25 protein-coding genes are annotated in these 20,723 nt (G+C 57.9%); 10 read left to right on the top strand and 15 right to left on the bottom strand.

Annotated elements, in window-relative coordinates:
- Positions 1-49 precede the first annotated feature (49 nt).
- The 11 genes from flgL to flgB form a co-directional block, all read right to left on the bottom strand.
- Complete coding sequence (gene flgL / locus C1Y41_RS02950; protein WP_039383815.1) at positions 50-1,012, bottom strand: flagellar hook-associated protein FlgL; 963 nt, start codon at positions 1,010-1,012, stop codon at positions 50-52.
- A 17-nt stretch (positions 1,013-1,029) separates the two neighbouring features.
- Positions 1,030-2,664, bottom strand: coding sequence for a flagellar hook-associated protein FlgK (flgK, locus tag C1Y41_RS02945; RefSeq protein WP_104084767.1), 1,635 nt, complete (start codon positions 2,662-2,664; stop codon positions 1,030-1,032).
- A gap of 120 nt (positions 2,665-2,784) precedes the next feature.
- Positions 2,785-3,732: a flagellar assembly peptidoglycan hydrolase FlgJ gene (gene flgJ / locus C1Y41_RS02940; RefSeq protein ID WP_071668730.1), complete on the bottom strand. Its 948-nt coding sequence runs from the start codon at positions 3,730-3,732 to the stop codon at positions 2,785-2,787.
- Positions 3,732-4,781: a flagellar basal body P-ring protein FlgI gene (locus tag C1Y41_RS02935; RefSeq protein ID WP_233207422.1), complete on the bottom strand. Its 1,050-nt coding sequence runs from the start codon at positions 4,779-4,781 to the stop codon at positions 3,732-3,734. Before C1Y41_RS02935 ends, flgJ begins: the two co-directional genes overlap by 1 nt.
- 69 nt (positions 4,782-4,850) lie before the next feature.
- Positions 4,851-5,561: a flagellar basal body L-ring protein FlgH gene (locus tag C1Y41_RS02930; protein ID WP_039383804.1), complete on the bottom strand. Its 711-nt coding sequence runs from the start codon at positions 5,559-5,561 to the stop codon at positions 4,851-4,853.
- 61 nt (positions 5,562-5,622) lie between these two features.
- Positions 5,623-6,405, bottom strand: coding sequence for a flagellar basal-body rod protein FlgG (gene flgG, locus C1Y41_RS02925; RefSeq protein WP_039383803.1), 783 nt, complete (start codon positions 6,403-6,405; stop codon positions 5,623-5,625).
- A gap of 17 nt (positions 6,406-6,422) precedes the next feature.
- Entirely contained in the window at positions 6,423-7,181 is a 759-nt protein-coding gene (locus C1Y41_RS02920) for a flagellar basal body rod protein FlgF (RefSeq protein ID WP_039383802.1), read from the bottom strand.
- A gap of 20 nt (positions 7,182-7,201) precedes the next feature.
- Positions 7,202-8,404, bottom strand: coding sequence for a flagellar hook protein FlgE (gene flgE / locus C1Y41_RS02915; protein ID WP_039383799.1), 1,203 nt, complete (start codon positions 8,402-8,404; stop codon positions 7,202-7,204).
- A gap of 25 nt (positions 8,405-8,429) precedes the next feature.
- Positions 8,430-9,101: a flagellar hook assembly protein FlgD gene (flgD, locus tag C1Y41_RS02910; protein ID WP_071668728.1), complete on the bottom strand. Its 672-nt coding sequence runs from the start codon at positions 9,099-9,101 to the stop codon at positions 8,430-8,432.
- A 12-nt stretch (positions 9,102-9,113) separates the two neighbouring features.
- Positions 9,114-9,518, bottom strand: coding sequence for a flagellar basal body rod protein FlgC (gene flgC, locus C1Y41_RS02905; protein WP_039383794.1), 405 nt, complete (start codon positions 9,516-9,518; stop codon positions 9,114-9,116).
- 2 nt (positions 9,519-9,520) lie between these two features.
- Positions 9,521-9,934: a flagellar basal body rod protein FlgB gene (gene flgB / locus C1Y41_RS02900; RefSeq protein WP_039383791.1), complete on the bottom strand. Its 414-nt coding sequence runs from the start codon at positions 9,932-9,934 to the stop codon at positions 9,521-9,523.
- A 152-nt stretch (positions 9,935-10,086) separates the two neighbouring features.
- Between flgB and flgA the strand changes: the two genes are divergently transcribed.
- From flgA to flgN, 3 genes are all read left to right on the top strand, one after another.
- Positions 10,087-10,746 (top strand): flagellar basal body P-ring formation chaperone FlgA, encoded by a 660-nt coding sequence (gene flgA / locus C1Y41_RS02895; protein ID WP_039383788.1) that lies wholly within the window; start codon positions 10,087-10,089, stop codon positions 10,744-10,746.
- A gap of 103 nt (positions 10,747-10,849) precedes the next feature.
- Positions 10,850-11,155, top strand: coding sequence for a flagellar biosynthesis anti-sigma factor FlgM (flgM, locus tag C1Y41_RS02890; protein ID WP_039383785.1), 306 nt, complete (start codon positions 10,850-10,852; stop codon positions 11,153-11,155).
- Positions 11,156-11,160: 5 nt separating this feature from the next.
- Positions 11,161-11,592 (top strand): flagellar export chaperone FlgN, encoded by a 432-nt coding sequence (gene flgN / locus C1Y41_RS02885; protein ID WP_104084766.1) that lies wholly within the window; start codon positions 11,161-11,163, stop codon positions 11,590-11,592.
- Between the two features lie 47 nt (positions 11,593-11,639).
- On the opposite strand, the gene murJ is transcribed toward flgN, so the two are convergent.
- The 4 genes from murJ to rimJ form a co-directional block, all read right to left on the bottom strand.
- Positions 11,640-13,178: a murein biosynthesis integral membrane protein MurJ gene (gene murJ / locus C1Y41_RS02880; RefSeq protein WP_039385797.1), complete on the bottom strand. Its 1,539-nt coding sequence runs from the start codon at positions 13,176-13,178 to the stop codon at positions 11,640-11,642.
- 119 nt (positions 13,179-13,297) lie between these two features.
- Positions 13,298-14,218, bottom strand: a complete 921-nt coding sequence (locus C1Y41_RS02875; RefSeq protein WP_094111369.1) for a Gfo/Idh/MocA family protein — start codon at positions 14,216-14,218, stop codon at positions 13,298-13,300.
- Between the two features lies 1 nt (position 14,219).
- Entirely contained in the window at positions 14,220-14,855 is a 636-nt protein-coding gene (locus C1Y41_RS02870) for a YceH family protein (protein WP_094111368.1), read from the bottom strand.
- Between the two features lie 14 nt (positions 14,856-14,869).
- Positions 14,870-15,466, bottom strand: a complete 597-nt coding sequence (rimJ, locus tag C1Y41_RS02865) for a ribosomal protein S5-alanine N-acetyltransferase (RefSeq protein WP_039383776.1) — start codon at positions 15,464-15,466, stop codon at positions 14,870-14,872.
- A 194-nt stretch (positions 15,467-15,660) separates the two neighbouring features.
- On the opposite strand from rimJ, the gene grxB reads away from it, so the two are divergent.
- The 7 genes from grxB to solA all read left to right on the top strand — a co-directional run bounded on the left by grxB (position 15,661) and on the right by solA (position 20,661).
- Positions 15,661-16,308 carry a glutaredoxin 2 gene (gene grxB, locus C1Y41_RS02860; RefSeq protein ID WP_039383774.1) on the top strand — a complete coding sequence of 216 codons (648 nt, stop codon included), beginning with the start codon at positions 15,661-15,663 and terminating at the stop codon, positions 16,306-16,308.
- Between the two features lie 108 nt (positions 16,309-16,416).
- Positions 16,417-16,980 (top strand): lipoprotein, encoded by a 564-nt coding sequence (locus C1Y41_RS02855; protein ID WP_039383772.1) that lies wholly within the window; start codon positions 16,417-16,419, stop codon positions 16,978-16,980.
- A gap of 147 nt (positions 16,981-17,127) precedes the next feature.
- Complete coding sequence (pyrC, locus tag C1Y41_RS02850; RefSeq protein ID WP_104084765.1) at positions 17,128-18,174, top strand: dihydroorotase; 1,047 nt, start codon at positions 17,128-17,130, stop codon at positions 18,172-18,174.
- A 68-nt stretch (positions 18,175-18,242) separates the two neighbouring features.
- Positions 18,243-18,488, top strand: a complete 246-nt coding sequence (gene dinI, locus C1Y41_RS02845) for a DNA damage-inducible protein I (protein ID WP_039383767.1) — start codon at positions 18,243-18,245, stop codon at positions 18,486-18,488.
- Positions 18,489-18,630: 142 nt separating this feature from the next.
- Entirely contained in the window at positions 18,631-18,900 is a 270-nt protein-coding gene (locus tag C1Y41_RS02840) for a hypothetical protein (RefSeq protein ID WP_094111367.1), read from the top strand.
- A gap of 283 nt (positions 18,901-19,183) precedes the next feature.
- Positions 19,184-19,438 carry a biofilm formation regulator BssS gene (gene bssS / locus C1Y41_RS02835; RefSeq protein ID WP_039383762.1) on the top strand — a complete coding sequence of 85 codons (255 nt, stop codon included), beginning with the start codon at positions 19,184-19,186 and terminating at the stop codon, positions 19,436-19,438.
- A 107-nt stretch (positions 19,439-19,545) separates the two neighbouring features.
- Positions 19,546-20,661, top strand: a complete 1,116-nt coding sequence (gene solA, locus C1Y41_RS02830) for an N-methyl-L-tryptophan oxidase (protein WP_039383761.1) — start codon at positions 19,546-19,548, stop codon at positions 20,659-20,661.
- Positions 20,662-20,723: the final 62 nt, after the last annotated feature.

Here is a 20,723-nt window from a genome sequence, read left to right as displayed (position 1 = left end):
GATGGGAAAAACAAGCGCACCCGGTTAAGTACGCTGAATGTCAGGTCAGTTACGAATTAAGCTGGAACAGCGACATCTTTGACATATCGCTAAAGGTTTTATACGACGCCTGCAGGGCTGTCTGCTGCATGGTGTAGCTGGAGATCGCCTGGGTGTAGTCAACCTGTACCAGATCGCTCATCTGCGTGGTCATGATGGTATTGCGATCGTCACCCTGCTGATTGAGCGCACTCACCTCAGCCATCTGGATCCCCACAGCAGAACGTACCGTCAGCACGTTATTCAGTGAGTTGCTCAGCCCGCGGTTGGTTTTATCCATTGCGGCCTGAAACGCCTGCTTTGTGGCGTCGTCCGCGTTATCCTGCGGCGTTTTCAGCGCGGCAATTGCGCTGTCGAGCATGCTGAACAGGCTGGTCTCGCTGGTGCCGTTATCGGGCTCTGGCTTTGCATTGCTGGTGATCGCCATAAACACGGACTTACCGGTGCTGCCCACCTGCATGGTGCGGCTTTCATCGACTTTCTGCGTAATCGGCTCATCCCCGCCCACATAGGCCACGCCGGTGCTGCTATCGCTAAACGGCGGCGCATCGGTCTTATAGCCGGCAAAAATATAGCGCCCGTTACCATCCTGACTGTTTGCCTGGTTCAGCAACTGCGCGCGCAGCCCTTCCAGCTGCGTAGCCAGGGAGCCACGATCTTCATCACTCAGGGTGCCGGTGGAGGCATTTACGATGGTGGTCTGCGCATCCTGTATGGTACTGACCACGCTGGAGAGCGCATTCTCTTCCATCGAGAGGCTCTGATTAGCAAAACTGCGTGCCGTGGCATACTGGCTGCTTTTTACCTGCGACTGTGACAGCACCACCGCGCGTGAGGCTGCGATAGGATCGTCAGAGGGATTACTGACCCGCAGCCCGGTTGCCAGCTGCTGGCCTACCTTCAGCCAGGAGGATTGCGAGTCGGTGATCCCGCGCACCTGCTGGTCAAAAATCATACTTGAGCTAAGACGCACTTTCTTCTCTCCTCTGCTTAGCTGCGAATGCCCATCAGCGCATTAAACACCGCGCTGGCGGTCTGCAATACCTGCGCATTCGCCATATAAAACTGCTGATACTTCGTCAGGTTGGCGTACTCTTCATCAAGGTTAACGCCGGAGACGGACTGCTGCCGGTTGTTCAGCTGCGTGACCACGTTTTTCTGCGTGGTGCTGGCGGTTTCCAGCGAGTTGGTTTTATTACCTACGCTGCTGACAAGGCTGGCATAAGCCTGCGCAATCGTTGCATTTCCGTTAACCAGCTTGCTGTCCTGCAGATCGAGCAGCTTCTGTGCGTTGCGGTTGTCGCTTTCGCCGCTGCCTTTCGCTGCTGCTGCTGCGATCTCTGACTCGCTGGTGATGGCAACCGACATGCCGCCAATCACGTTCTGTACCGGCTTAACCAGAAAACTGTCACCGCTCTTCGCGCTGCCGCTGACCGTCAGCTGCAGACCATCAAAATTCAGCGTGCCGTCGGCCGCCGGCGCTACGTCAAAACGCACGTTATCGGCAGCACGGGTAACGGACCAGGTGCCGCTCTCATAGCTAACGGTATAGTTGGACGCTTTCAGGGCGCTGGCGTCACTCCAGCTGGCGCTGACCGATGCCGTTGAGGTGTTTTTCAGGTTGCTGACCACATCCGGACTGCCGATAGTAAAGAACGCTTTTCCTGCGTTGCCTTCGCTGTCAAAACCGCCCTGATGCACGTCGTTAAATGCGGTGGTAAACGCTGCGGCCAGCTGGCCCAGCTGGTTCTGGGCGCCGTCCAGATCCTGCGTACGAAACGCCAGCAATCCACCCAGCGAGCCGGTGGTCAGCGTTTTTTCCGGGATCGCTACGTTACCGGCCTGTTTGTCGCTGTAGCCAACGGTAAGGCGCGTAGAGTCGGCGCCCGAAGGCATCGCCACCAGGCTGGTCGCATTACGACCGTTAACCAGGGTGATATTGCCTGCTGAGACGATATAGCTGCCATCCTGCTGCGCAACTTTCACGCCCACCACGTTGTTCAGACTATTGACCAGCTGATCGCGCTGATCCAGCAGATCGTTAGGCGCAGCGCCACCGCCGGTGGTGAGCTTTGCAATCTGCGTATTGAGGTCGGCAATCTGGCGTGTAAAGGTATTGACCTGATCGACGCTGGCAGCGATATCGGTATTCACGCTGGTCTGCATGTTATTAAGGTATTGCGCCGTGGTCTGGAACTGATTAACCAGCCCCTGGGCATAACTCAGCATCGACTGACGCGCTGACGGATCGTTGGCGTTACTGACCACGTTCTGTACGTTGGTAAAAAAGCTCTGAATCGATGTTGAGAGGCTGGTGGTAGACGTAGAGAGCAGATCGTCGATATTGGAGATCTGATTATGCTGGGTATTGACCGCGCTGTAGCTGGCGCTGGAGCCACGCAGCTGCGTCGTGATGAACTCATCATACTCACGCTGTACGCCGCTGACATTCACGCCGTTGCCATAATAGCTGTTGCCCTGCAGCGTGCTGTTAGCCTGCGACAGCAGAATAGTCTGCCGCGAGTAGCCCGCCACGGTATAGTTACTGATGTTGTTACTGGTGGTGCTTAATGCGGCCTGTGCGGCGCTCAGCCCGCTCATTGCGGAGTTAATTATACTGGACATCTCGGTTCCTTTCTTTCCCGTTAACCGGGCTGGCAGTCATCAGTGCAGTTGTGCGGACGGCAGGCGCCCGCAACATATGAAGGTTATCGGCGTGCTTAAGGGAAACTTGAGGCTAAGACGTCAGAACAGATCGGTGATATCCTGGCCGTAAGCTTTTACGACTTTTTCGCCCATGTTTTTGAATTGCTGAATCATTCCCACCAGTTTTTGCGCATATTTCGGATCGGTAGCGTAACCCGCCGCCTGCAGCGCGCGCGCGCCCTGTTCAGCACTCGGCGCGCTGGTGACCGCCGCATAGCGCGGATTTTTCGACAGCAGGCGCACATAGTCGGTCAGCGCCTCAAGGTAGGAGCCATAGACGCGGAAGCTGGCGCGCACTTTCTTCGCCTCACCCGCCTCATACTCGGTGGTCATGATATCCGTGGTTTCGCCTTTCCAGTCGCCGCTCGCCTTGATACCAAACACGTTATAGCTCGGCTTGCCGTCGCGGGTCAGGATCTGACGTTGACCCCAGCCCGACTCCAGCGCCGCCTGCGCCAGAATCAGGTGGTGCGGTATACCGCTCTGCTGGCTGGCGAGTTTCGCCGGCTGCGCCAGCTGGGCGATAAACTCACTGCTGTCAGAAGGCAGGTTCGCAGGCGTTACCGGCAGACGCGGTACCGCTTTGCGCACAATCTGTTCCAGCTGCATTGGCACGCTGTTGCTGCTGCTGTAGATAAAGCTGTTATCCAGCTTCATCGGCAGCGTGCCGGCCCGCTCATCCGGTGCCTGCGCGGGCTGCATCTGTTTGACAATCGTGTCAGCCAGACCCAGTCCGCGTTTGCCTATATCCTGCGCAATCTGCTGATCGTAGAGCGAGGTGTAGAGTCGCGTCTGGTCGTTGCTCAGCGCGCCATCCTGCGGCAGCGCGTCGCGCATGCTTTTCAGCATCATCTGCACAAACATGCCCTCTACCTGTTTCGCCACCTGCAGCGCTTTTCCTTTGGGATCGGCAGCGGCCTGGCGTTTCAGCTCGTTCAGCGAGCGGCTGTCATACGCCGCATTGTTCAGCGATTGCATATCGGTCATCAGATGATTTCCAGCTTCGCGCGCAGACAGCCTGCGCTCTCCATCGATTGCAGAATCGACATCAGCTCTATCGGCGTTGCACCCAGCGCATTCAGGGCACGCACCACATTGTTCAGATTTGCGCTGGCGTTGACGCGCTGCAGTGCGCCACCGCTCTGCCGCAGATCGATCTGCGTCTGCGTTGTCGCCACCGTCTGCCCGCCGGCCAGCGGCGTATCAGGCTGACTGACGTTCTGCTGCTGATTCACCGTCACCGACAGATTCCCCTGCGCCACTGCACAGGTGTTCAGCGTAACCTCGCGGTTCATCACCACCGTGCCGGTGCGTGAGTTGACGATCACTTTGGCATCTTCCAGCGGCACAGAGACATCGATGTTCTGGATCTCCGCCAGCGCCCGCACCTGAGAGCTGTTGTTGGGTGAGACGCGGATCTGCACGGTGCGTGCATCCAGCGGCAGTGCCGACCCGACGCCGCGGCTGTTGATGGCATCCGCAATGCGCTGCGCCATGGTGAAATCTTCATTATTCAGCTGCAGGTTAATGGTGTTCTGGCTGCCAAAGTTGCTCTGCAGCTCGCGTTCAACGGTGGCACCGCCGGTAATACGGCCGCCGTTAAGCTGGTTAACCTGTACGCTGCTGCCGCCGGCCGACGCGCCCGCGCCGCCAACCAGAATATTTCCCTGCGCCAGCGCATACACCTGATTATCCACCCCTTTCATCGGCGTCATCAGCAGCGTACCGCCGCGCAGGCTTTTGGCATTACCCAGCGAAGAGACCACGACGTCCAGCGTCTGTCCCTGACGGGCAAACGAAGGCAGCTTCGCTGTCACCATTACTGCCGCCACGTTTTTCAGCTGCATATTGGTGCCAGCCGGCACGGTGATCCCCAGCTGGGAGAGCATGTTGCTGACCGTCTGGGTGGTGAACGGTGTCTGGGTGGTCTGATCTCCGGTACCGTCCAGTCCCACCACCAGCCCATAGCCAATCAGCTGGTTTTCGCGCACGCCCTGGATGCTGGTCAAATCGCGAATGCGATCTGCCTGCGCCATCAGACTGCTGACAGCGAGCAGTAAACCGAGACCCGCGCGCAGCAAAATACTTTTTTTCATCATGACCTCTTACATCGGCGAGATGTTCAGGAAGAAGCGCTGGAACCAGCCCATAGTCTGCGCCTCATTGATATAACCGTTACCTACGTACTCAATGCGCGCATCGGCCACCTGAGTAGAGAGCACGGCGTTGCTGGCACTGATGGTGCGCGGATTGACCACGCCAGAGAAACGAATAAACTCGGTGCCCTGATTAATCTCAATCTGTTTCTCACCCACGACGCGCAGGTTGCCGTTAGAGAGCACCTGATTCACGGTCACGGTGATGGTACCGGTAAAGGTGTTGTTGGCGGTGGCGCCCCCTTTACCTGCAAAATCATTTTTGCCGCCGGCGCTCAGTGCGGCTTTCTCACCGCCTGCGCCCAGCAGGCCTTCCAGCCCGGTCGGCACGCCGGTTACGCCAAAGCTGTTGCTGCCATTGCGGTTAGCGCTGGCGGAGGAGCTTTTGCTCGCGCTGACGTTCTCCTGCAGCGTGATGGTCAGCGTGTCACCAATATTGCGTGGACGACGATCCTCAAACAGCGGCTGGTAGCCGTAGTTCAGCGGCGCAACGCCCTGAAAAATAGAGCCGTTCACCACCGGTGGCGCAGACGGCGTAGGTTCTGCCGTGGTTACCCCTTGTACCAGTGGCGTGCGCGGCACCAGCGCACAACCGTTGAGCGTCAGTAGCAGCGTCGCTACTAACCAATGACCAGGCTTGAGAATCGCTTGCTTCGCCACGGAGTTCTGACCTTCTGTATGTTCTTAATCGGGCCAGCGGAGTGGCCCAACGATCCCGGCGTTAAAGCTGGGTGAGTTTCTGCAGCATCTGATCGGAGGTACTGATCGCCTTGCTGTTAATTTCATACGCGCGCTGCGTCTGGATCATGGTCACCAGCTCTTCCGCCACGTTGACGTTTGAGGTTTCCACATATCCCTGATAGAGCAGGCCTGCGCCGTTCTGACCAGGCGTGCTCTCAGTAGGCGCGCCGGACGCCTGCGTTTCCTGATAGAGGTTCTCGCCGACGCTGTCGAGACCGGCATCGTTCATAAAGGTGCTCAGCGTGAGCTGGCCCACCTGTGCGGGCTGCGCCTGCCCCTGCTGCGTCACCGTAACCACACCGTCGCGGGCAATCGTGATGCTGGTGGCGTTTGCCGGGATCGTGATACCCGGCTGTACCGGGAACCCGGCGTTGGTCACCAGCTGACCATTCTGATCCACCTGGAAAGAGCCATCACGCGTATAGGCAGAGGTGCCATCCGGCATCTGCACCTGAAAATAACCCTGTCCGTTTACCGCCACATCTTTTGAGTTGCTGGTCTGCGACAGGTTGCCCTGGTTATGCAGACGCTCAGTGGTAACCGGGCGTACACCGGTACCGATCTGCAGACCAGACGGCAGCGTAGTCTGCTCAGAGGATTGCGCACCAGGCTGACGCAGCGTCTGATACATCAGATCTTCGAAGACCGCGCGCGAACGCTTAAAGCCGTTGGTGCTGACGTTTGCCAGGTTGTTGGCAATGACGTCCATATTGGTTTGCTGTGCGTCAAGACCGGTTTTCGCGATCCATAAAGAACGAATCATTCTGTTTTCCTTACGCCTTAGCTGCTCATATTGAGCAGCTGATTAGCGCGCTGTTCGTTTTCATCAACGTTTGAGATCACTTTCATCTGCATCTCAAACCGTCGGGCGTTGGCGATCATATCGACCATGGTTTCAACCGGCTTGACGTTGCTGCCTTCCAGCACGCCCGGCATCACCTGCACCGTCGCGTCGTTAGCCAGCGCAGCACCGCGCTGCGCCTGGGTCGCCGCGCTGGGGCGAAACATGCCGTCGTCACCGCGCGTCAGCTCCTGCCCGGTGGCGCGCACCAGCTTGAGCCGGCCGAGCTGAACCGTGGCGTTAGGCGCATCGCCCGCATTGAGTGCGGTGATCGAGCCATCTGCCGCGATGGTGAGCTGGGCACCCTGCGGCACCGCAATCGGTCCGCCGTCACCCATGACGGGATTGCCCTGAATGGTCAGCTGACCGGTGGGACTGATCTGCATATTCCCGTTACGGGTATAGGCTTCACTGCCATCCGCGGTGCGTACGGCCAGCCAGCCATCCTGCTGTACCGCTACATCCAGCGGACGCTCGGTGTAGTCGAGCGAACCCTGCGTCATATCAGCACCCGGCGTTGAGGCGGCTACCAGCGTGCGCGTTGGCAGAGACCAGCCGCTGACCGGCACCGCGCGCAGCGCATTCAGCTGCGCCCGGAAGCCCGGTGTCGAAGCATTGGCGAGGTTGCTGGCGGTAACAGACTGCTGCTCCATCGTCTGACTGGCCGCGCCCATCGCGGTATATATTGCGTGATCCATAAAGCAATCCCGTTAGCGTATTAACGAAGGTTAACCAAGGTGTTAAGGATCTGATCCTGGGTTTTAATGGTCTGGCTATTCGCCTGGTAGTTACGCTGTGCCACGATCATATTCACCAGCTCTTTACTCAGATCGACGTTGGAGGCTTCCAGCGCACCAGAGGTCAGGCTGCCGTAGGTGCCGGTACCGGCCAGACCGATAGCCGCCTGCCCGGATGAGCTGGAGGCGGACCAGACGTTATCCCCTTCTGACTTCAGCCCTTCCGGGTTAGAGAAGCTGGCCAGCACGATCTGACCCAGCAGCTGGGTTTTACGGTTGGAGTAAGTCCCGCTGATGGTGCCGTCATCGTTAATGGTGTAGCCGGTGAGGTCGCCAGGCGCATAGCCATCCTGCGTCGGGTTACCAAAGTTAGTCGCGCCGGTGTTCTGCTGCAGGCTGCCCAGCACGCTCAGTGCAATCGGCTGGCCCGCTGCGGCGCCGTTAGAGCCGTCAATGGTCAGGCCGATGGTGTTAGCGGAGGTCAGCTTGCCGCTGGTGTCAAAGGTCATCGTAAAGTTACCGGCGGTTTTACCGGTGGTAGAGTCGATCGCGTGCACCGCCCAGGTATTATCCGCGCTCTTGGCGTAGTAGAGATCCAGCGCGTGATCGTTACCCTGCGAGTCATACACGGTCACGGTGCTTTTCGCGTTATAGCTGTCCACTTTGCTGGTATCAAACGGCGTGACGGTCGGGATCGCATCGGTTGAGTTCAGGTTAGACACCAGCGTCGCGCTGCTGGTGGCGCGCGCTGACATCTGCGTGGTGGGAATGCTCAGCGCAATCGGGTTCGCACCGTTCTGGATGGTTGGCGGGGTGCCGTTTGCCGGATAGCCGGTCACTTTCATCCCCTGGGTGTTCACCAGGTTACGGTTCTCATCCAGCGTAAACTGACCGTTGCGTGAATAGAACACGCCGCCGCTGGCGTCGGTCATACGGAAGAAGCCGTTACCGCTCAGCGCCACATCCAGCCCGCGGCTGGTTGAGGTGGTGGTGCCGTCATTGAAGTTCTGGATCACCGCCGCCACTTTGGTTCCCATACCGACGTTAGAGCCTGCGAACATATCGGCAAAGGCGATGGTGCTCGACTTAAAGCCCGCCGTGGCGGAGTTGGCGATGTTGTTACCAATGACATCAAGGTTGCTGGAAGCAGCACCCAGGCCGCTCACCGCTTGTGAAAAAGACATGTAATCTCTCCTGCTAAGGGGTTAGTCAGAGAATCTGACGAATTTCATCGAGAGTCGCGGAGCCCATGGTGCCGAGATCCAGTTTCGCGGTGTTGTTCACGGTGCTGACGCCATTGACATAGGCGTAGTTCAGCGGCTGTGCCACCAGCTGTGTGCTGCCATTGCTGGCGGCGAGTGCTACAGAATATTTGCCATCCGGCGCGACGCTGCCGTCATCGAGCTTGCCATCCCAGGAGAAGGTGTGTACCCCTGCGGTCAGGCCACCCAGATCGATGTTACGCACCACGTTGCCGTTGGCATCTTTGATGGTCACGCCGGTGCCGGTTGACGCCGTGCCCAGCTCCACACCAAACGGCGTCGTGGTGCCTTTACCGACCAGCACCTGATCGCCTTTGACCATCACGCCATGCCCAATCAGCGTTGAGCTCTGCAGTGACTGGCTGGTGCTGATCTGGCCGGAAATCGATCCCAGCGTGGTGTTCAGCTTCTCAATCCCGCTCAGGGTGTTGATCTGCGCCAGCTGCGTGGTGAGCTGGCTGTTATCCATCGGATTGGTCGGATCCTGGTTCTGCATCTGCGTCACCAGCATGTTCAGAAACTGGTTCTGCAGCTCCTGTGCGCTGTTACCGGTGCCGGCCGAGCCGGAACTCAGGATCGTCGGGTCGAGATTGTCTTTAATGCCTACGGTTAAGCTCATCGTATCTCTCCGTTACTGCCCGATGGTGAGCGTTTTCATCATCATCGACTTCACTGTGTTCAGGACTTCGACGTTGGCCTGATAACTGCGCGACGCAGACATGGTGTTGACCGTTTCAGCCACCACATCCACATTGGGCATTTTGACGTAGCCTTTCTGATCGGCCATCGGATTGCCCGGGTCATAGACCAGTTTTGCGGGCGTGGGATCGTTGACCACGCCCGCCACTTTAACGCCGCCGGTGGCCGCGCCCTGGGCGGCATTGGTCTGGAAAATAACCTGCTTCGCCACGTAAGGCTGTCCATCCGGTCCGGTTACGCTGTCGGCGTTGGCCAGGTTACTGGCGCTGACGTTAAGCCGCTGCGACTGCGCGGTCATCGCCGAGCCGGCGATATCAAATATATTCAGCAATGCCATGCTTATTGCCCCTGCAGTACGCTCATCATGCCTTTAATCTGGCTGCTGATGAGGGTGAGATCGGTTTGATACTTCAGGCTGTTATCGGCGAACTGCGTACGCTCGCGATCCATATCGACCGTGTTGCCATCTGCAGCGGGCTGGTCGGGAATGCGATACAGCAGATCCATCGCGGGCTGCGCCTGCGTTTGTGCTTCAATATGGCGCGATGAGGTCACATTCAGCGCCAGACCGCTGCCCTGCGCGCGGCCGTTCTGCATCACTTTGTTCAGCTGGCTGGCAAAGTCGATATCGCGCGCCTGATACCCGGGGGTATCCGCATTAGCGATATTTGACGCCAGAATCTCCTGACGCTGTGCACGCAGGTTTAACGCTTCGGTACCGAATCGCAGTGCGGCATCGAGTTTGTCGAGCATGCTTCCTCCGCGAATGAAAATTTTGAGCTGACAGCTTAATCGGGGGATTGCAAGGGCGATCGTCTGAATAACAGCAAAAACCACGGCTATTTTTACCCTTGATTTTTTTTTGCAGCGGGTAGACTCATCAGCAACTTTCAGTGGGAGGCGTTATGCGCAGAGCATCACAAGGGCTGTTTCTGGCGGTACTGCTGCTGGCGCTGCCAGGCTATGCGGCCGATCTGAACGCGCAGCTGACATCCTATTTTAAAGCGCGCGATCCGCAGCACGCCGCTGGCATGGTGGTTATTGTTCGTACCCCATCCGCACAGTGGCCCGCCTGTGAGACGCCGCAGCTGCAGCTGCCCGGTAACAGCCGTCAGTGGGGTAATCTGAGCATTGCCGCCAGCTGCGGACAAAATCGCCGCTATCTGCAGGTGCAGGTGCAGGTGACCGGTGACTATCTGGTCGCGAATCACCAGCTCACGCGCGGCACTGCCGTCAGCGCGGCTGATTTCAGAACGGAAACGGGCCGGCTCGATACGCTGCCGGCTCGCGCGCTGGTTGACGGCACGCATCTCGCAGAGGCGATTGCCCTGCGGGATATACCGCCCGGGCAGCCGGTTACCGCCTCAATGCTGCGCCAGCCGTGGCGGGTTAAAACCGGTCAGTCGGTGATGGTCACGGCGAGCGGCGACGGCTTTAATGCCAGCAGCGAAGGCCGCGCGCTGAGCAATGCCGGCGTCGCGCAGACGGTGCGGGTACGTATGGGAAATGGTCAGGTGGTAAGCGGTCGCGTCGGCGAGGATGGGAATATTCTGATATCACTCTAAAGCGCTAAAGAACAGAGGTGTTCAGCCGATAGAGATAACAGCTAAAATATAACCCTATGCCGATTCAGTGGGCGCATTCCACTGTACTTACAGGAGCCAAGCCATGAACGTCGACAAAACCGAACCGTCAAAACCGGTCAGCACGGTACAACCCCGTGACGCCAGCGACAACGCAGGCAGAATCCGTCAGAACTCCGCGCCGGCCGCCCCTGCCGCCAGCGAAAAGAGTGCCGAAGTCAGTCTGAGCTCAAGTCAGGCACAGCTGCTGGAGCCCAGCAGTCGCGATATTAATACCGCTCGCGTTGAGCAGTTAAAAACCGCCATCCGCAATGGCGATCTGAAAATGGATACCGGCAAAATTGCGGATGCATTAATTGCCGATACCCGGAAATATTTAGAAGGCTACTGATCCCGATGGATAATCTGCTGACCACCCTGGATAAAATGCAGGATGTACTGGCTTCACTGACTCAGATCATTGAGGAAGAGCAGCAGCAGCTCGCAGCCGGTCAGGTTAACGGCAACCTGCTGCAGCGCATTACTGAAGATAAAGCCGCGCTGCTGACAACCTTAAATTATCTGGATGAGATGCGCCATAATACGGAGAAAACGCTCGGTATAGAGGCGCCCTATCGCGGTCAGCAGGATATCGCCCGGCGCTGGGCCACTATCGCGCGCGTCACGCAGCAGCTGCGCGACGCCAATCAGCATAACGGACTGCTACTGCAGCATCAGGTCGCGTTTACCCGCGATGCGCTGCAGGTGCTGAAGCCGCATCAGACCCAGGCATTTTATGGCCCGGACGGACGCGGACTGGGCCAAACCACGCTGCGCAGCAAAGGCTGACGCCTTAGCCGCGACCAGGGCAGCCGGGCTGCCCTGGCAATGCACACTCAGGCAACAGTGCGGCGGGCAAAATCGCGCGGCCGGAACCCGAGCGCGCCAAGCACCACAAAATAGGCTCCCCCGCCGACGGCACAGACCGCCGCCAGGCGCACCAGCCGCCAGGCCATCTCGCCCTCTTCCCAGGCAGGCATCACCTGCAGCATCCCCAGCAGCGCGGCGGCCATGACCGCAACCGCGATAAACAGGCGTAATAAGAAACCCATCCAGCCTGGCTGTGGCTGAAAAATATCCTGTTTGCGCAGCTGCCAGTAGAGCAGCGCGGCGTTGAGGCAGGCCGCCAGCCCAATCGACAGCGACAGCCCCGCATGTTTCAGCGGACCGATAAACGCCAGATTCATCAGCTGCGTCATAATCAGCGTCACTATCGCTATCTTCACCGGCGTTTTAATATCCTGCCGCGAGTAGAATCCTGGCGCCAGCACCTTGACCACAATCAGCCCCATCAGGCCGACGGAATAGGCGATCAGCGCGCGCTGCGTCATTGCCGCATCAAACGCGGTAAATTTCCCGTACTGAAACAGCGCCACCGTCAGCGGTCCGGCCAGAATGCCCAGCGCCACCGCGCAGGGCAGCGCCAGCAGAAAACAGAGGCGCAATCCCCAGTCCATCAGCCGCGAATACTCAGCCTGGTTGCCGCTGGAGAAGCTCTTCGCCAGCGACGGCAGCAGAATGGTCCCCAGCGCCACGCCCAGCACGCCAGAGGGAAACTCCATCAGGCGGTCAGCGTAGTACATCCAGGAGACGGAACCTGACACCAGAAAGGAGGCGAAAATGGTATTGATGATAAGGGAAATCTGGCTGACCGATACGCCGAGGATCGCCGGTCCCATCTGGCGCATCACGCGCCAGACGCCGGCATCGCGCAGATTAATGCGCGGCAGCACCAGCATACCAATCTTCTTCAGGTGCGGCAGCTGGTAGCCAAGCTGCAGCACGCCGCCTACCACCACCGCCCACGCCAGCGCCATAATTGGCGGATTAAAGTGCGGTGCGGCAAATAGCGCAAAGCCGAGCATGCTGATATTCAGCAGCGTGGGCGCAAACGCCGGAACCGAAAAGCGATTCCAGGTGTTGAGGATCGCCCCCGCCAGCGACGCCAGCGAGATCAGCATAATATAGGGGAACGTCACCCGCAGCAGCGCGCTGGTGAGGGCAAATTTATCGGCGGTATCCGCAAAGCCAGGGGCCGTGATCATAATCACCCAGGGCGCGGCGAGCATGCCCAGTACCGTCACCACAGCCAGCGCCAGCGTCAGCAGGCCTGACACATACGCCACAAAGACCTGCGTCGCCTCTTCACCCTGCTTCGCTTTGTACTCCGCCAGAATCGGGACAAACGCCTGCGAGAACGCGCCCTCGGCAAAAATCCGGCGCAGCAGGTTGGGCAGCTTAAACGCTACAAAAAACGCATCCGTCGCCATTCCGGCGCCAAATACGCGCGCCACAATGGCATCGCGGGCAAAGCCCAGCACGCGGGAAAACAGGGTCATCGAACTGACCGCAGCCAGCGATTTTAGCAAATTCATAATGAAGGGTGCGTCCTGAAAAAGTCGGGAAAAAGCGCCATGCAGCACGGGCATCCGCGATGCCCGGCGTTAGTCTACTGAGGTCGCGGCAAATGACCAGTACCGAGTGTTACAAGGCGTTATTCCCGCTCCACCTCGCGGATCAGTTTTTCTGTCAGACGCTGCGCCACCAGCGCCTGCTCGCCGCTGGTTTCAGGCATAGTCTGATTTTCCACGCAGCGGATAAAGTGATGCGCCGCGCCGGTAAAACCGCGCTGCGTCAGATGGCTTTGCCACGCAGGCGGCACCTCACGCAGCAGCCCGCGGCTGTTCTCCTGCTGCCAGTCGCGCATCTCCTCAATCTGGTAGTAGTCTCCGTCGCAGACCGCAGTGACCACCTCCCGCTGCGTGCCGGCGCGCCGGTGCATACTGGTAGAGACCTGCAGCCCGCCGGCGCTGAAATGGTGCTCTGCGTAGAGCAGTGCGCCTTCATCTGTGGTCCGGATATGGCCATCACCCGGCTGCAGTTTGCCCCCCGCCAGCCACAGGGCGGTATCCACCACGTGCAGATAATCATCCAGCAGCGTAAAGCGCAGCCCCTGCGGACCCACGCTGTCCATGCGATGCTTTTCAATCCGCAGCGAGGCGGCGCGCGGCATTTCCTGCTTCAGCTGCTGATAGCGCGGGGCAAAGCGCCGGTTAAACGCCACCATGAGTTTGCGCTGCCGTTTTTCCGCCAGCGCGACCAGCGCTTCAGCCTGCTGCAGCGTCTCTGCCAACGGCTTATCCACGCAGACATCTTTGCCCGCCAGCAACAGGGCCTGAACCACTTCAAAATGTGAGGCGGTGCTGCTGTGCACGAACACGGCGTCGCAGGCGGCGGCCAGGGCGTCAAGCCGGTCAAAACAGGGAATACGATAGCGGGCGCATACCGCCTCCGCCTTAACCTGATTGGGTGAAAACGCCCCCACCAGCTGCCAGCTTTCTGCCTGCGAGAGCACCGGCAGCCAGGCTTTCTGCGCAATCCCGCCTAAACCGGCAATACCAATTCGCAGCGTCATCTTAATGCTCCTGTGCCAGCAGCTGAGTCAGCTGCATCTGCAGTTCAGCCACCTGCTGCTCCAGCGCGGCAACCCGATCGCTAAGCTCCGCTTCACCGGCGGCGGGAGACGGCGAGCAGGTCGTCTCCTCTGCGGCCAGCAGGTGCCGGTAGCGGCTTTCGCGGCGGCCCGGCTCACGCGCCATTTTTGCCACCAGCGGTCCCTCCTGCCGGCTCATCAGCCCCTCCAGCGTCTGTTCGGTCTCACTGACATCGCTGAACTCATACAGCCTGCCGCTGCGGGTACGCAGCTCGCCTGGCGTTTGCGCCCCGCGCAGCAGCAGCAGGGTCATCACCGCGACTTCGGCGGCGCTGAGCTGCAGCTGACCAAACGCAGAGTTACAGAAGCGCTGCGCATATTTGCTGACCCGCTGGCTGGCGCCGCTGCTGGCGGTGACCAGGTGCTTTTTAACCAGCTCATCCAGCTGCGCCTGCACCTCCTCTTCGCTGAGCGTCATAACCGGCTCGCGGTTCGATTTCTGATTACAGGCGGCTACCACACCGTTCAGCGACAGAGGGTAATATTCAGGCGTAGCGATCTGCTTTTCCAGCAGCGCACCCAGCACGCGTAGCGCCTGGGAAGAGAGCGCGATTTTCATGGATCCGTTTCCTTTTAAAATTGAGTGCGCTTATCCGGCGTCCACGCGTGCCAGGTCAGCGCCGTCAGTACGTGATCCTGCCAGCAGCCATCAATAAGCAGATAGTTTTTTGCATAGCCTTCCTGCTCGAAGCCGAGCCGTGCCAGCAGATCGCCGCTGCGCTGATTGTGCGGCATATAGTTAGCCATAATGCGGTGCATGCGCTGCTGTCGCTGCATATAGCGAATAGCCGACTGCAGCGCTTCAAACATCATGCCCTGCCCCTGCCACTTTTCGCCCAGCGAATAGCCGAGATAGCAGGCGTGAAAGGAGCCACGCAGCACGTTGCTGAAATTTGCCACGCCGCGGATCTCATGTTCATCGGGGTCCATCAGCACAAAATAGAAAGCTGAGCCCTGCTTATGCAGATCGCCAATCAGGCCGAGCCGCGCCTGCCAGCCGGAGGGATAGCAGTGGCTGTCATCGCGCACCGGCTCCCACGGTTTGAGGAACGCGCGGTTTTCTGCGTAATAGTCTGCCAGCCGCCAGGCGTCGCGTTCATGCACCAGACGCACCACCAGACGATCGGTCGTAAGCCGCACGCGCGGGCCTGCAGAGCGATAGCCAAACATCGAATCTCCTGAAATCCTTAGCGAAAGAGAGCGGAACGCCGCTGGCGTTTTCTTCACTATAACCGCCCCACAGGCTGCGACACAACGTTGCTGAACAGGGGCAGGGTTTGCCCCTTCCACGGTTCTCTTCCATACTTCCGGCAGGATCGGAAAAAGGGTGAATCCCTCACCCGGAAAACCACAGGAGAAACGGGATGAAACTTTACATCTACGATCACTGCCCCTTCTGCGTCAAAGCGCGCATGATTTTTGGCTTAAAGAATCTGCCGGTAGAACTGGTGGTTATGCTCAATGATGACGAGGCGACGCCGGTAAAATTAATCGGCCAGAAAATGGCGCCGGTATTGCAAAAAGCGGACGGCAGCGCCATGCCGGAGAGCATGGATATTGTGCATTGGGTAGACAAACAGGATGGCGAACCGCTGCTGACCGGCAGAACCAATCCCGCTATCGCCGACTGGCTGCGCCACGTCAACGGCTATATCAATAAGCTTTTAATCCCGCGTATCGCCGATGCTGCTTTTGCTGAATTTGCCACCCCGGAAGCGCGACGCTATTTTCACGATAAAAAAGAGGCGAGCCTCGGTGATTTCACCGAGCTGCGTAAACATGCGCCTGGCCTGATCAAGAAGATCAGTGACGATCTGCGCCAGCTGGATCGGCTGATTGTGAAGCCTAACGCCGTTAACGGCGAGCTGTCCGAGGATGATATCAACCTCTTCCCGCTGCTGCGCTCACTGACGCTGGTGTCCGGCATCGACTGGCCAAGCCGCGTCACCGATTACCGCGATAACATGGCGAAACAGACGCAGGTTAATCTGCTCTCTTCTATCGCCGCCTGAATGTTAAACCGGGAGGAACCCGTTCGCGGGTTTCTCATCTTATCTGATGACACCTTGCGCCGATTCAGGCAGGCTTAGCGCTGTTTGCCACACCGGAACGAGGATGCAATGAAAAAGAAATTTTATGGGATCGCGGCGCTGTTCGGCATGCTGCTGCTCAGCGGCTGTAATCAGTTGACGCAATACACCATCACGGAACAGGAAGTGAACCAGGCGCTGCAAAAGCGCAACAATTTTGAAAAAGAGATCGGCGTATCCGGCCTTATCAATGCGCATATCGTACTCAGCGATCTCAGCAGTGAAATCGGACGTGAAGAACCTGACCGCGTCACCCTCTCCGGTAAAGCGAAAATTGATGTCACCTCACTGTTTGGTCCGCAGCAGGCTGAGATGCTGCTGAAAATGAAGGCACAGCCGGTTTATAACGCGCAGGAAGGCGCTATCTATCTGCACAACCTGTCGATTGTTGATGCGCAGGTCGTACCGGAAAAAATGGCGTCGATTGTGAAAACGCTGACCCCCTATCTCAATCAGTCCCTGCAGCACTATTTCAATGAACGGCCCGCCTACCTGCTGAGCGCTGACCGCAGTAAAGGCGAAGCGCTGGCGAAAAAGCTGGCGAAAGGACTGGAAGTCAAACCGGGTCAGCTGGTGATCCCTTTCACCGACTGATACCGTCCCGTGCGGCCAGCGTTTATCTGGCCGCACGGGTCATCGCTTTCCGGCGATAAAAAGCCGTGCAAACGGTTGCCTGCCCGCTTAAGATATCGCCCCGGCCTGAATGCGCCATTCTGTTTTCACTTAAGCCGGAGCCTGACCATGACCTCTCAACCTCAGCACATCACCATTCGCCGCCCTGATGACTGGCATATCCACCTGCGCGACGGCGTGATGCTTGAAAGCGTACTGCCCTATACCAGCGCCGTGAATGGCCGGGCGATTGTCATGCCAAATCTGGTGCCGCCGGTCACCAGCGTGGCGGCGGCCCGTGAGTATCGCGCGCGCATTCTTGCCGCCCTGCCCGCTGCGCACAATTTTACGCCGCTGATGACCTGCTATCTGACCGATTCACTCGAACCCGATGAGATTGAAGCGGGGTTTCGCGCGGGCGTGTTCACCGCTGCCAAGCTCTATCCGGCACACGCTACCACTAACTCAAGCCACGGCGTAACAAACACCTCGGCGATTGCTGCGGTGCTGGATCGCATGCAGCAGATTGGTATGCCGATGCTGGTGCATGGTGAAGTCACTGATTCCCACATTGATATTTTTGATCGCGAAGCGCGCTTTATTGAGACCGTACTGCATCCGCTGCGCCAGCAGTTTCCCGGCCTGAAAGTAGTCATGGAGCACATCACCACAAAAGAGGCCGCTGACTATGTGGCTGAGGGCAACGCGCTGCTGGGCGCAACCATCACGCCGCAGCATCTGATGTTTAACCGTAACCATATGCTGGTGGGCGGGATCCGTCCTCATCTTTATTGCCTGCCTGTTCTGAAGCGCAACACACATCAGCAGGCGCTGCGTCAGCTGGTAGCCAGCGGCCATCCGCGCGTTTTCCTTGGCACCGATACTGCGCCCCACCTGCGGCATGCCAAAGAAGCAAGCTGCGGCTGTGCGGGCGTCTTCAACGCGCCGACCTCTCTGCCTGCCTACCTTACCGTGTTTGAAGAGCTTAACGCCCTGCAGCACTTTGAAGCGTTCTGCTCAGAAAACGGTCCGAATTTTTACGGCCTGCCGCTTAACGAGGGAACGCTGACGCTGGTCCGCGAACCCTGGCTGGTGGCTGAAAGCGTCACCGCAGGCGACGATACGCTGGTGCCATTTCTTGCCGGCGAAACGCTGAACTGGCGCATTAAAGAATAAGCGATAACTGCTTGCCTTCGGCATTAATATACTGTACAAATAACCAGTATATTAAACCGGAGGCGTCTATGCGTATCGATATTACCGTAGCGAAAAACCGCCCGCTGCCCGCAGGTGCACTCGATGCGCTTAGCGCGGAGCTTTCCCGTCGTATTGCACACGATTTTCCTGAAGGCGAGCACCACGTTAATGTGCGCTATGCCACCGGGAATCAGCTGAGCGTGACCGGCGGCTGTAAAACTTCACGCGACCGCATTACCGATCTCCTGCAGGAAACCTGGGAAAGCGCCGACGACTGGTTTACTCACGATTAACCGCCAATGTGCCGTTTTTGCCGGGTTTCGCCCCGGCTTTTTTTGTTTCATTTCCCCTCGCCAGAAAAACAGCCGCCATCTAGACTCAGGTTTATCGATCCCCTATTCTTGCCTCGCCATGCTTACAGGAGGTGTTTGACAGATGATCACAGATAAACCCGAAGAGGCGATGACCTTTGGTGAACTGCTGGCGCTCATTGCCGAGCAGCAGCGCCGTTTAACCGTCCTTGAAACTGCCTTTACCAGTCTGACGCTTTCGCTCGATGCGCCCGCAGTCCAGCTGCTTGCCCATAACCTGACGCAGGAAGCGCAGAACCAGCAGCACGATGCCTCGCTGCAGCAGCAATTTTTCCGCCTGGCGAAGACGCTCCGGCAGCGCACAGATCCGCTCTCTGCTGAAGCGCAGCCCTGATATTCCGCGACTGAGTCCGGCATGTTCCGCTGAAGTTTCTGTCGCTTTCGCCGATAAAACAGGTAATGTTGCCGGGCTGGTTACGTCTGTAGCAGGAAACCAGCCCGTCATCTTCCGGCGCTTTTACAGCATTTTCTGGTGCATTTCGCAGTCATATAGCCGCATTTCATTACTATTGACCTGTCTGACCGCTATTTCATGTTATAATTAGCTCGCTAGTGCATGTAGCAGCCGCATTGAACCTCAAGAAGCACTTCGTTTAACGAGTAATAAGGAGGTTATAATGGACAGTAATAAAGACGTCATCCAGACTCATCCCCTGATTGGATGGGACATCAGCACCGTTGACAGCTATGACGCCATGATGATACGCCTGCACTCGCTCTCCTCGCAGGATCAAAAAGAAGAAGAAGCTGACGTCGGTTTGACCTACTGGTTAACCACTGACGTTGCCAGACAGTTTATCTCCATACTGGAAGCTGGCATTGCTAAAATAGAATCTACTGAGCAAAACCTGCGCGATAGTCGCAAGCACTGATCGTTCCTGTTGCGCGAAAAAGGCACCCATCGGGTGCCTTTTTCATATCGCTCCCGCTTTTGGTATGCTGTTGAAAAATTTCGCCGTTTTGCAGGAGTGTTCGTGTCATGGTTTACGATCTGATTATCGTGGGCAGTGGGTCAGTCGGGGCCGCTGCGGGTTTCTACGCTACGCAGGCTGGCTTATCGGTGCTAATGATCGACAGCGCGCATCCCCCGCATCAGCAGGGAACACATCACGGCGAGACCCGCCTGATTCGCCACGCCTATGGTGAAGGAGAGCGTTATGTGCCGCTGGTACTGCGCGCCCAGTCACTGTGGGATGCGCTGGAGCAGCAGAGCGGCGAGCGTATCATGCATCGCAGCGGCATTCTCAACCTGGCACCCGCTCATTCGCCATTCATTGAGAACGTTATTCACAGTGCGAAAACCTGGCAGCTGGATGTCCAGCTACTGCAGGCGGATGAGGTGCGACAGCGCTGGCCGCAGTTTACCGTGCCGGATGGCTACATCGGCGTCTTTGAGCCGAAGTCGGGCTATCTGAAATGTGAAGAGGCGGTGCGCAGCTGGATAAAACTGGCTGAACAGGCTGGCTGTGCACAGCTGTTTAATTGCCCGGTCAGCGATATCGGTCGCGACGGCGAGCTGCAGCAGGTCACCACGCTGGATGGGATCTATCGTGCGCGCAAGCTGCTGGTCAGCGCCGGTACCTGGGTCAGCGAGCTAATAGCCGATCTGCCGGTTACGCCAGTGCGTAAAGTGTTTGCCTGGTATCAGGCTGACGGCCGCTACAGTGAAAACAATCACTTTCCCGGTTTTACCGTAGAGACGCCAGACGGCAGTCACTTTTACGGGTTTCCAGCAGATAATAACGCCCTTAAAGTGGGCCGGCACGATGGTGGTCAGGTCATGCAGACCCCGCAGGATCGCAAACCTTTTGGTGCTGTGGCCTCAGATGGCAGCGAAGCGTTTCGCTTTTTGCGGCAGTTCCTGCCCGGCGTCGGCGTCTGTTTACACGGCGAGGCGTGCAGCTATGACAATACCCCTGATGAAGATTTTATTATCGATACCCTGCCGGATGAACCCAACCGCTTAATCATTACCGGCCTTAGCGGTCACGGTTTTAAATTTGCCAGCGTTCTGGGCGAGCTTGCCAGCGAATTTGCTCAGGATAAACCTTTCAGTTTCGATCTTACGCCCTTTTCTTTACGGCGATTTTCCTGATACTCAGGCTGGCAGCACCGCAGCTGCCAGCCCTCCCGTTTACATTTGTTTACGCCCGACAC

This window comes from Pantoea sp. ICBG 1758 (genome assembly GCF_002928325.1).
Lineage (GTDB): Bacteria > Pseudomonadota > Gammaproteobacteria > Enterobacterales > Enterobacteriaceae > Pantoea > Pantoea eucrina.
Note: the sequence above shows the minus strand (reverse complement) of the source record. Positions and strands in the feature narration are given on the sequence as shown.

Excerpts from the sequence above, each read along its gene's own strand:
- flgK (WP_104084767.1), bottom strand. The coding sequence starts at position 2,664 with ATGTCCAGTATAATTAACTCCGCAATGAGCGGGCTGAGCGCCGCACAG.
- flgJ (WP_071668730.1), bottom strand. The coding sequence starts at position 3,732 with ATGACCGATATGCAATCGCTGAACAATGCGGCGTATGACAGCCGCTCG.
- C1Y41_RS02935 (WP_233207422.1), bottom strand. The coding sequence starts at position 4,781 with ATGGCGCAGGCAGATCGCATTCGCGATTTGACCAGCATCCAGGGCGTG.
- flgG (WP_039383803.1), bottom strand. The coding sequence starts at position 6,405 with ATGATTCGTTCTTTATGGATCGCGAAAACCGGTCTTGACGCACAGCAA.
- C1Y41_RS02920 (WP_039383802.1), bottom strand. The coding sequence starts at position 7,181 with ATGGATCACGCAATATATACCGCGATGGGCGCGGCCAGTCAGACGATG.
- flgE (WP_039383799.1), bottom strand. The coding sequence starts at position 8,404 with ATGTCTTTTTCACAAGCGGTGAGCGGCCTGGGTGCTGCTTCCAGCAAC.
- flgD (WP_071668728.1), bottom strand. The coding sequence starts at position 9,101 with ATGAGCTTAACCGTAGGCATTAAAGACAATCTCGACCCGACGATCCTG.
- flgC (WP_039383794.1), bottom strand. The coding sequence starts at position 9,518 with ATGGCATTGCTGAATATATTTGATATCGCCGGCTCGGCGATGACCGCG.
- flgB (WP_039383791.1), bottom strand. The coding sequence starts at position 9,934 with ATGCTCGACAAACTCGATGCCGCACTGCGATTCGGTACCGAAGCGTTA.
- flgA (WP_039383788.1), top strand. The coding sequence starts at position 10,087 with ATGCGCAGAGCATCACAAGGGCTGTTTCTGGCGGTACTGCTGCTGGCG.
- flgM (WP_039383785.1), top strand. The coding sequence starts at position 10,850 with ATGAACGTCGACAAAACCGAACCGTCAAAACCGGTCAGCACGGTACAA.
- flgN (WP_104084766.1), top strand. The coding sequence starts at position 11,161 with ATGGATAATCTGCTGACCACCCTGGATAAAATGCAGGATGTACTGGCT.
- murJ (WP_039385797.1), bottom strand. The coding sequence starts at position 13,178 with ATGAATTTGCTAAAATCGCTGGCTGCGGTCAGTTCGATGACCCTGTTT.
- C1Y41_RS02875 (WP_094111369.1), bottom strand. The coding sequence starts at position 14,218 with ATGACGCTGCGAATTGGTATTGCCGGTTTAGGCGGGATTGCGCAGAAA.
- C1Y41_RS02870 (WP_094111368.1), bottom strand. The coding sequence starts at position 14,855 with ATGAAAATCGCGCTCTCTTCCCAGGCGCTACGCGTGCTGGGTGCGCTG.
- rimJ (WP_039383776.1), bottom strand. The coding sequence starts at position 15,466 with ATGTTTGGCTATCGCTCTGCAGGCCCGCGCGTGCGGCTTACGACCGAT.
- grxB (WP_039383774.1), top strand. The coding sequence starts at position 15,661 with ATGAAACTTTACATCTACGATCACTGCCCCTTCTGCGTCAAAGCGCGC.
- C1Y41_RS02855 (WP_039383772.1), top strand. The coding sequence starts at position 16,417 with ATGAAAAAGAAATTTTATGGGATCGCGGCGCTGTTCGGCATGCTGCTG.
- pyrC (WP_104084765.1), top strand. The coding sequence starts at position 17,128 with ATGACCTCTCAACCTCAGCACATCACCATTCGCCGCCCTGATGACTGG.
- dinI (WP_039383767.1), top strand. The coding sequence starts at position 18,243 with ATGCGTATCGATATTACCGTAGCGAAAAACCGCCCGCTGCCCGCAGGT.
- C1Y41_RS02840 (WP_094111367.1), top strand. The coding sequence starts at position 18,631 with ATGATCACAGATAAACCCGAAGAGGCGATGACCTTTGGTGAACTGCTG.
- bssS (WP_039383762.1), top strand. The coding sequence starts at position 19,184 with ATGGACAGTAATAAAGACGTCATCCAGACTCATCCCCTGATTGGATGG.
- solA (WP_039383761.1), top strand. The coding sequence starts at position 19,546 with ATGGTTTACGATCTGATTATCGTGGGCAGTGGGTCAGTCGGGGCCGCT.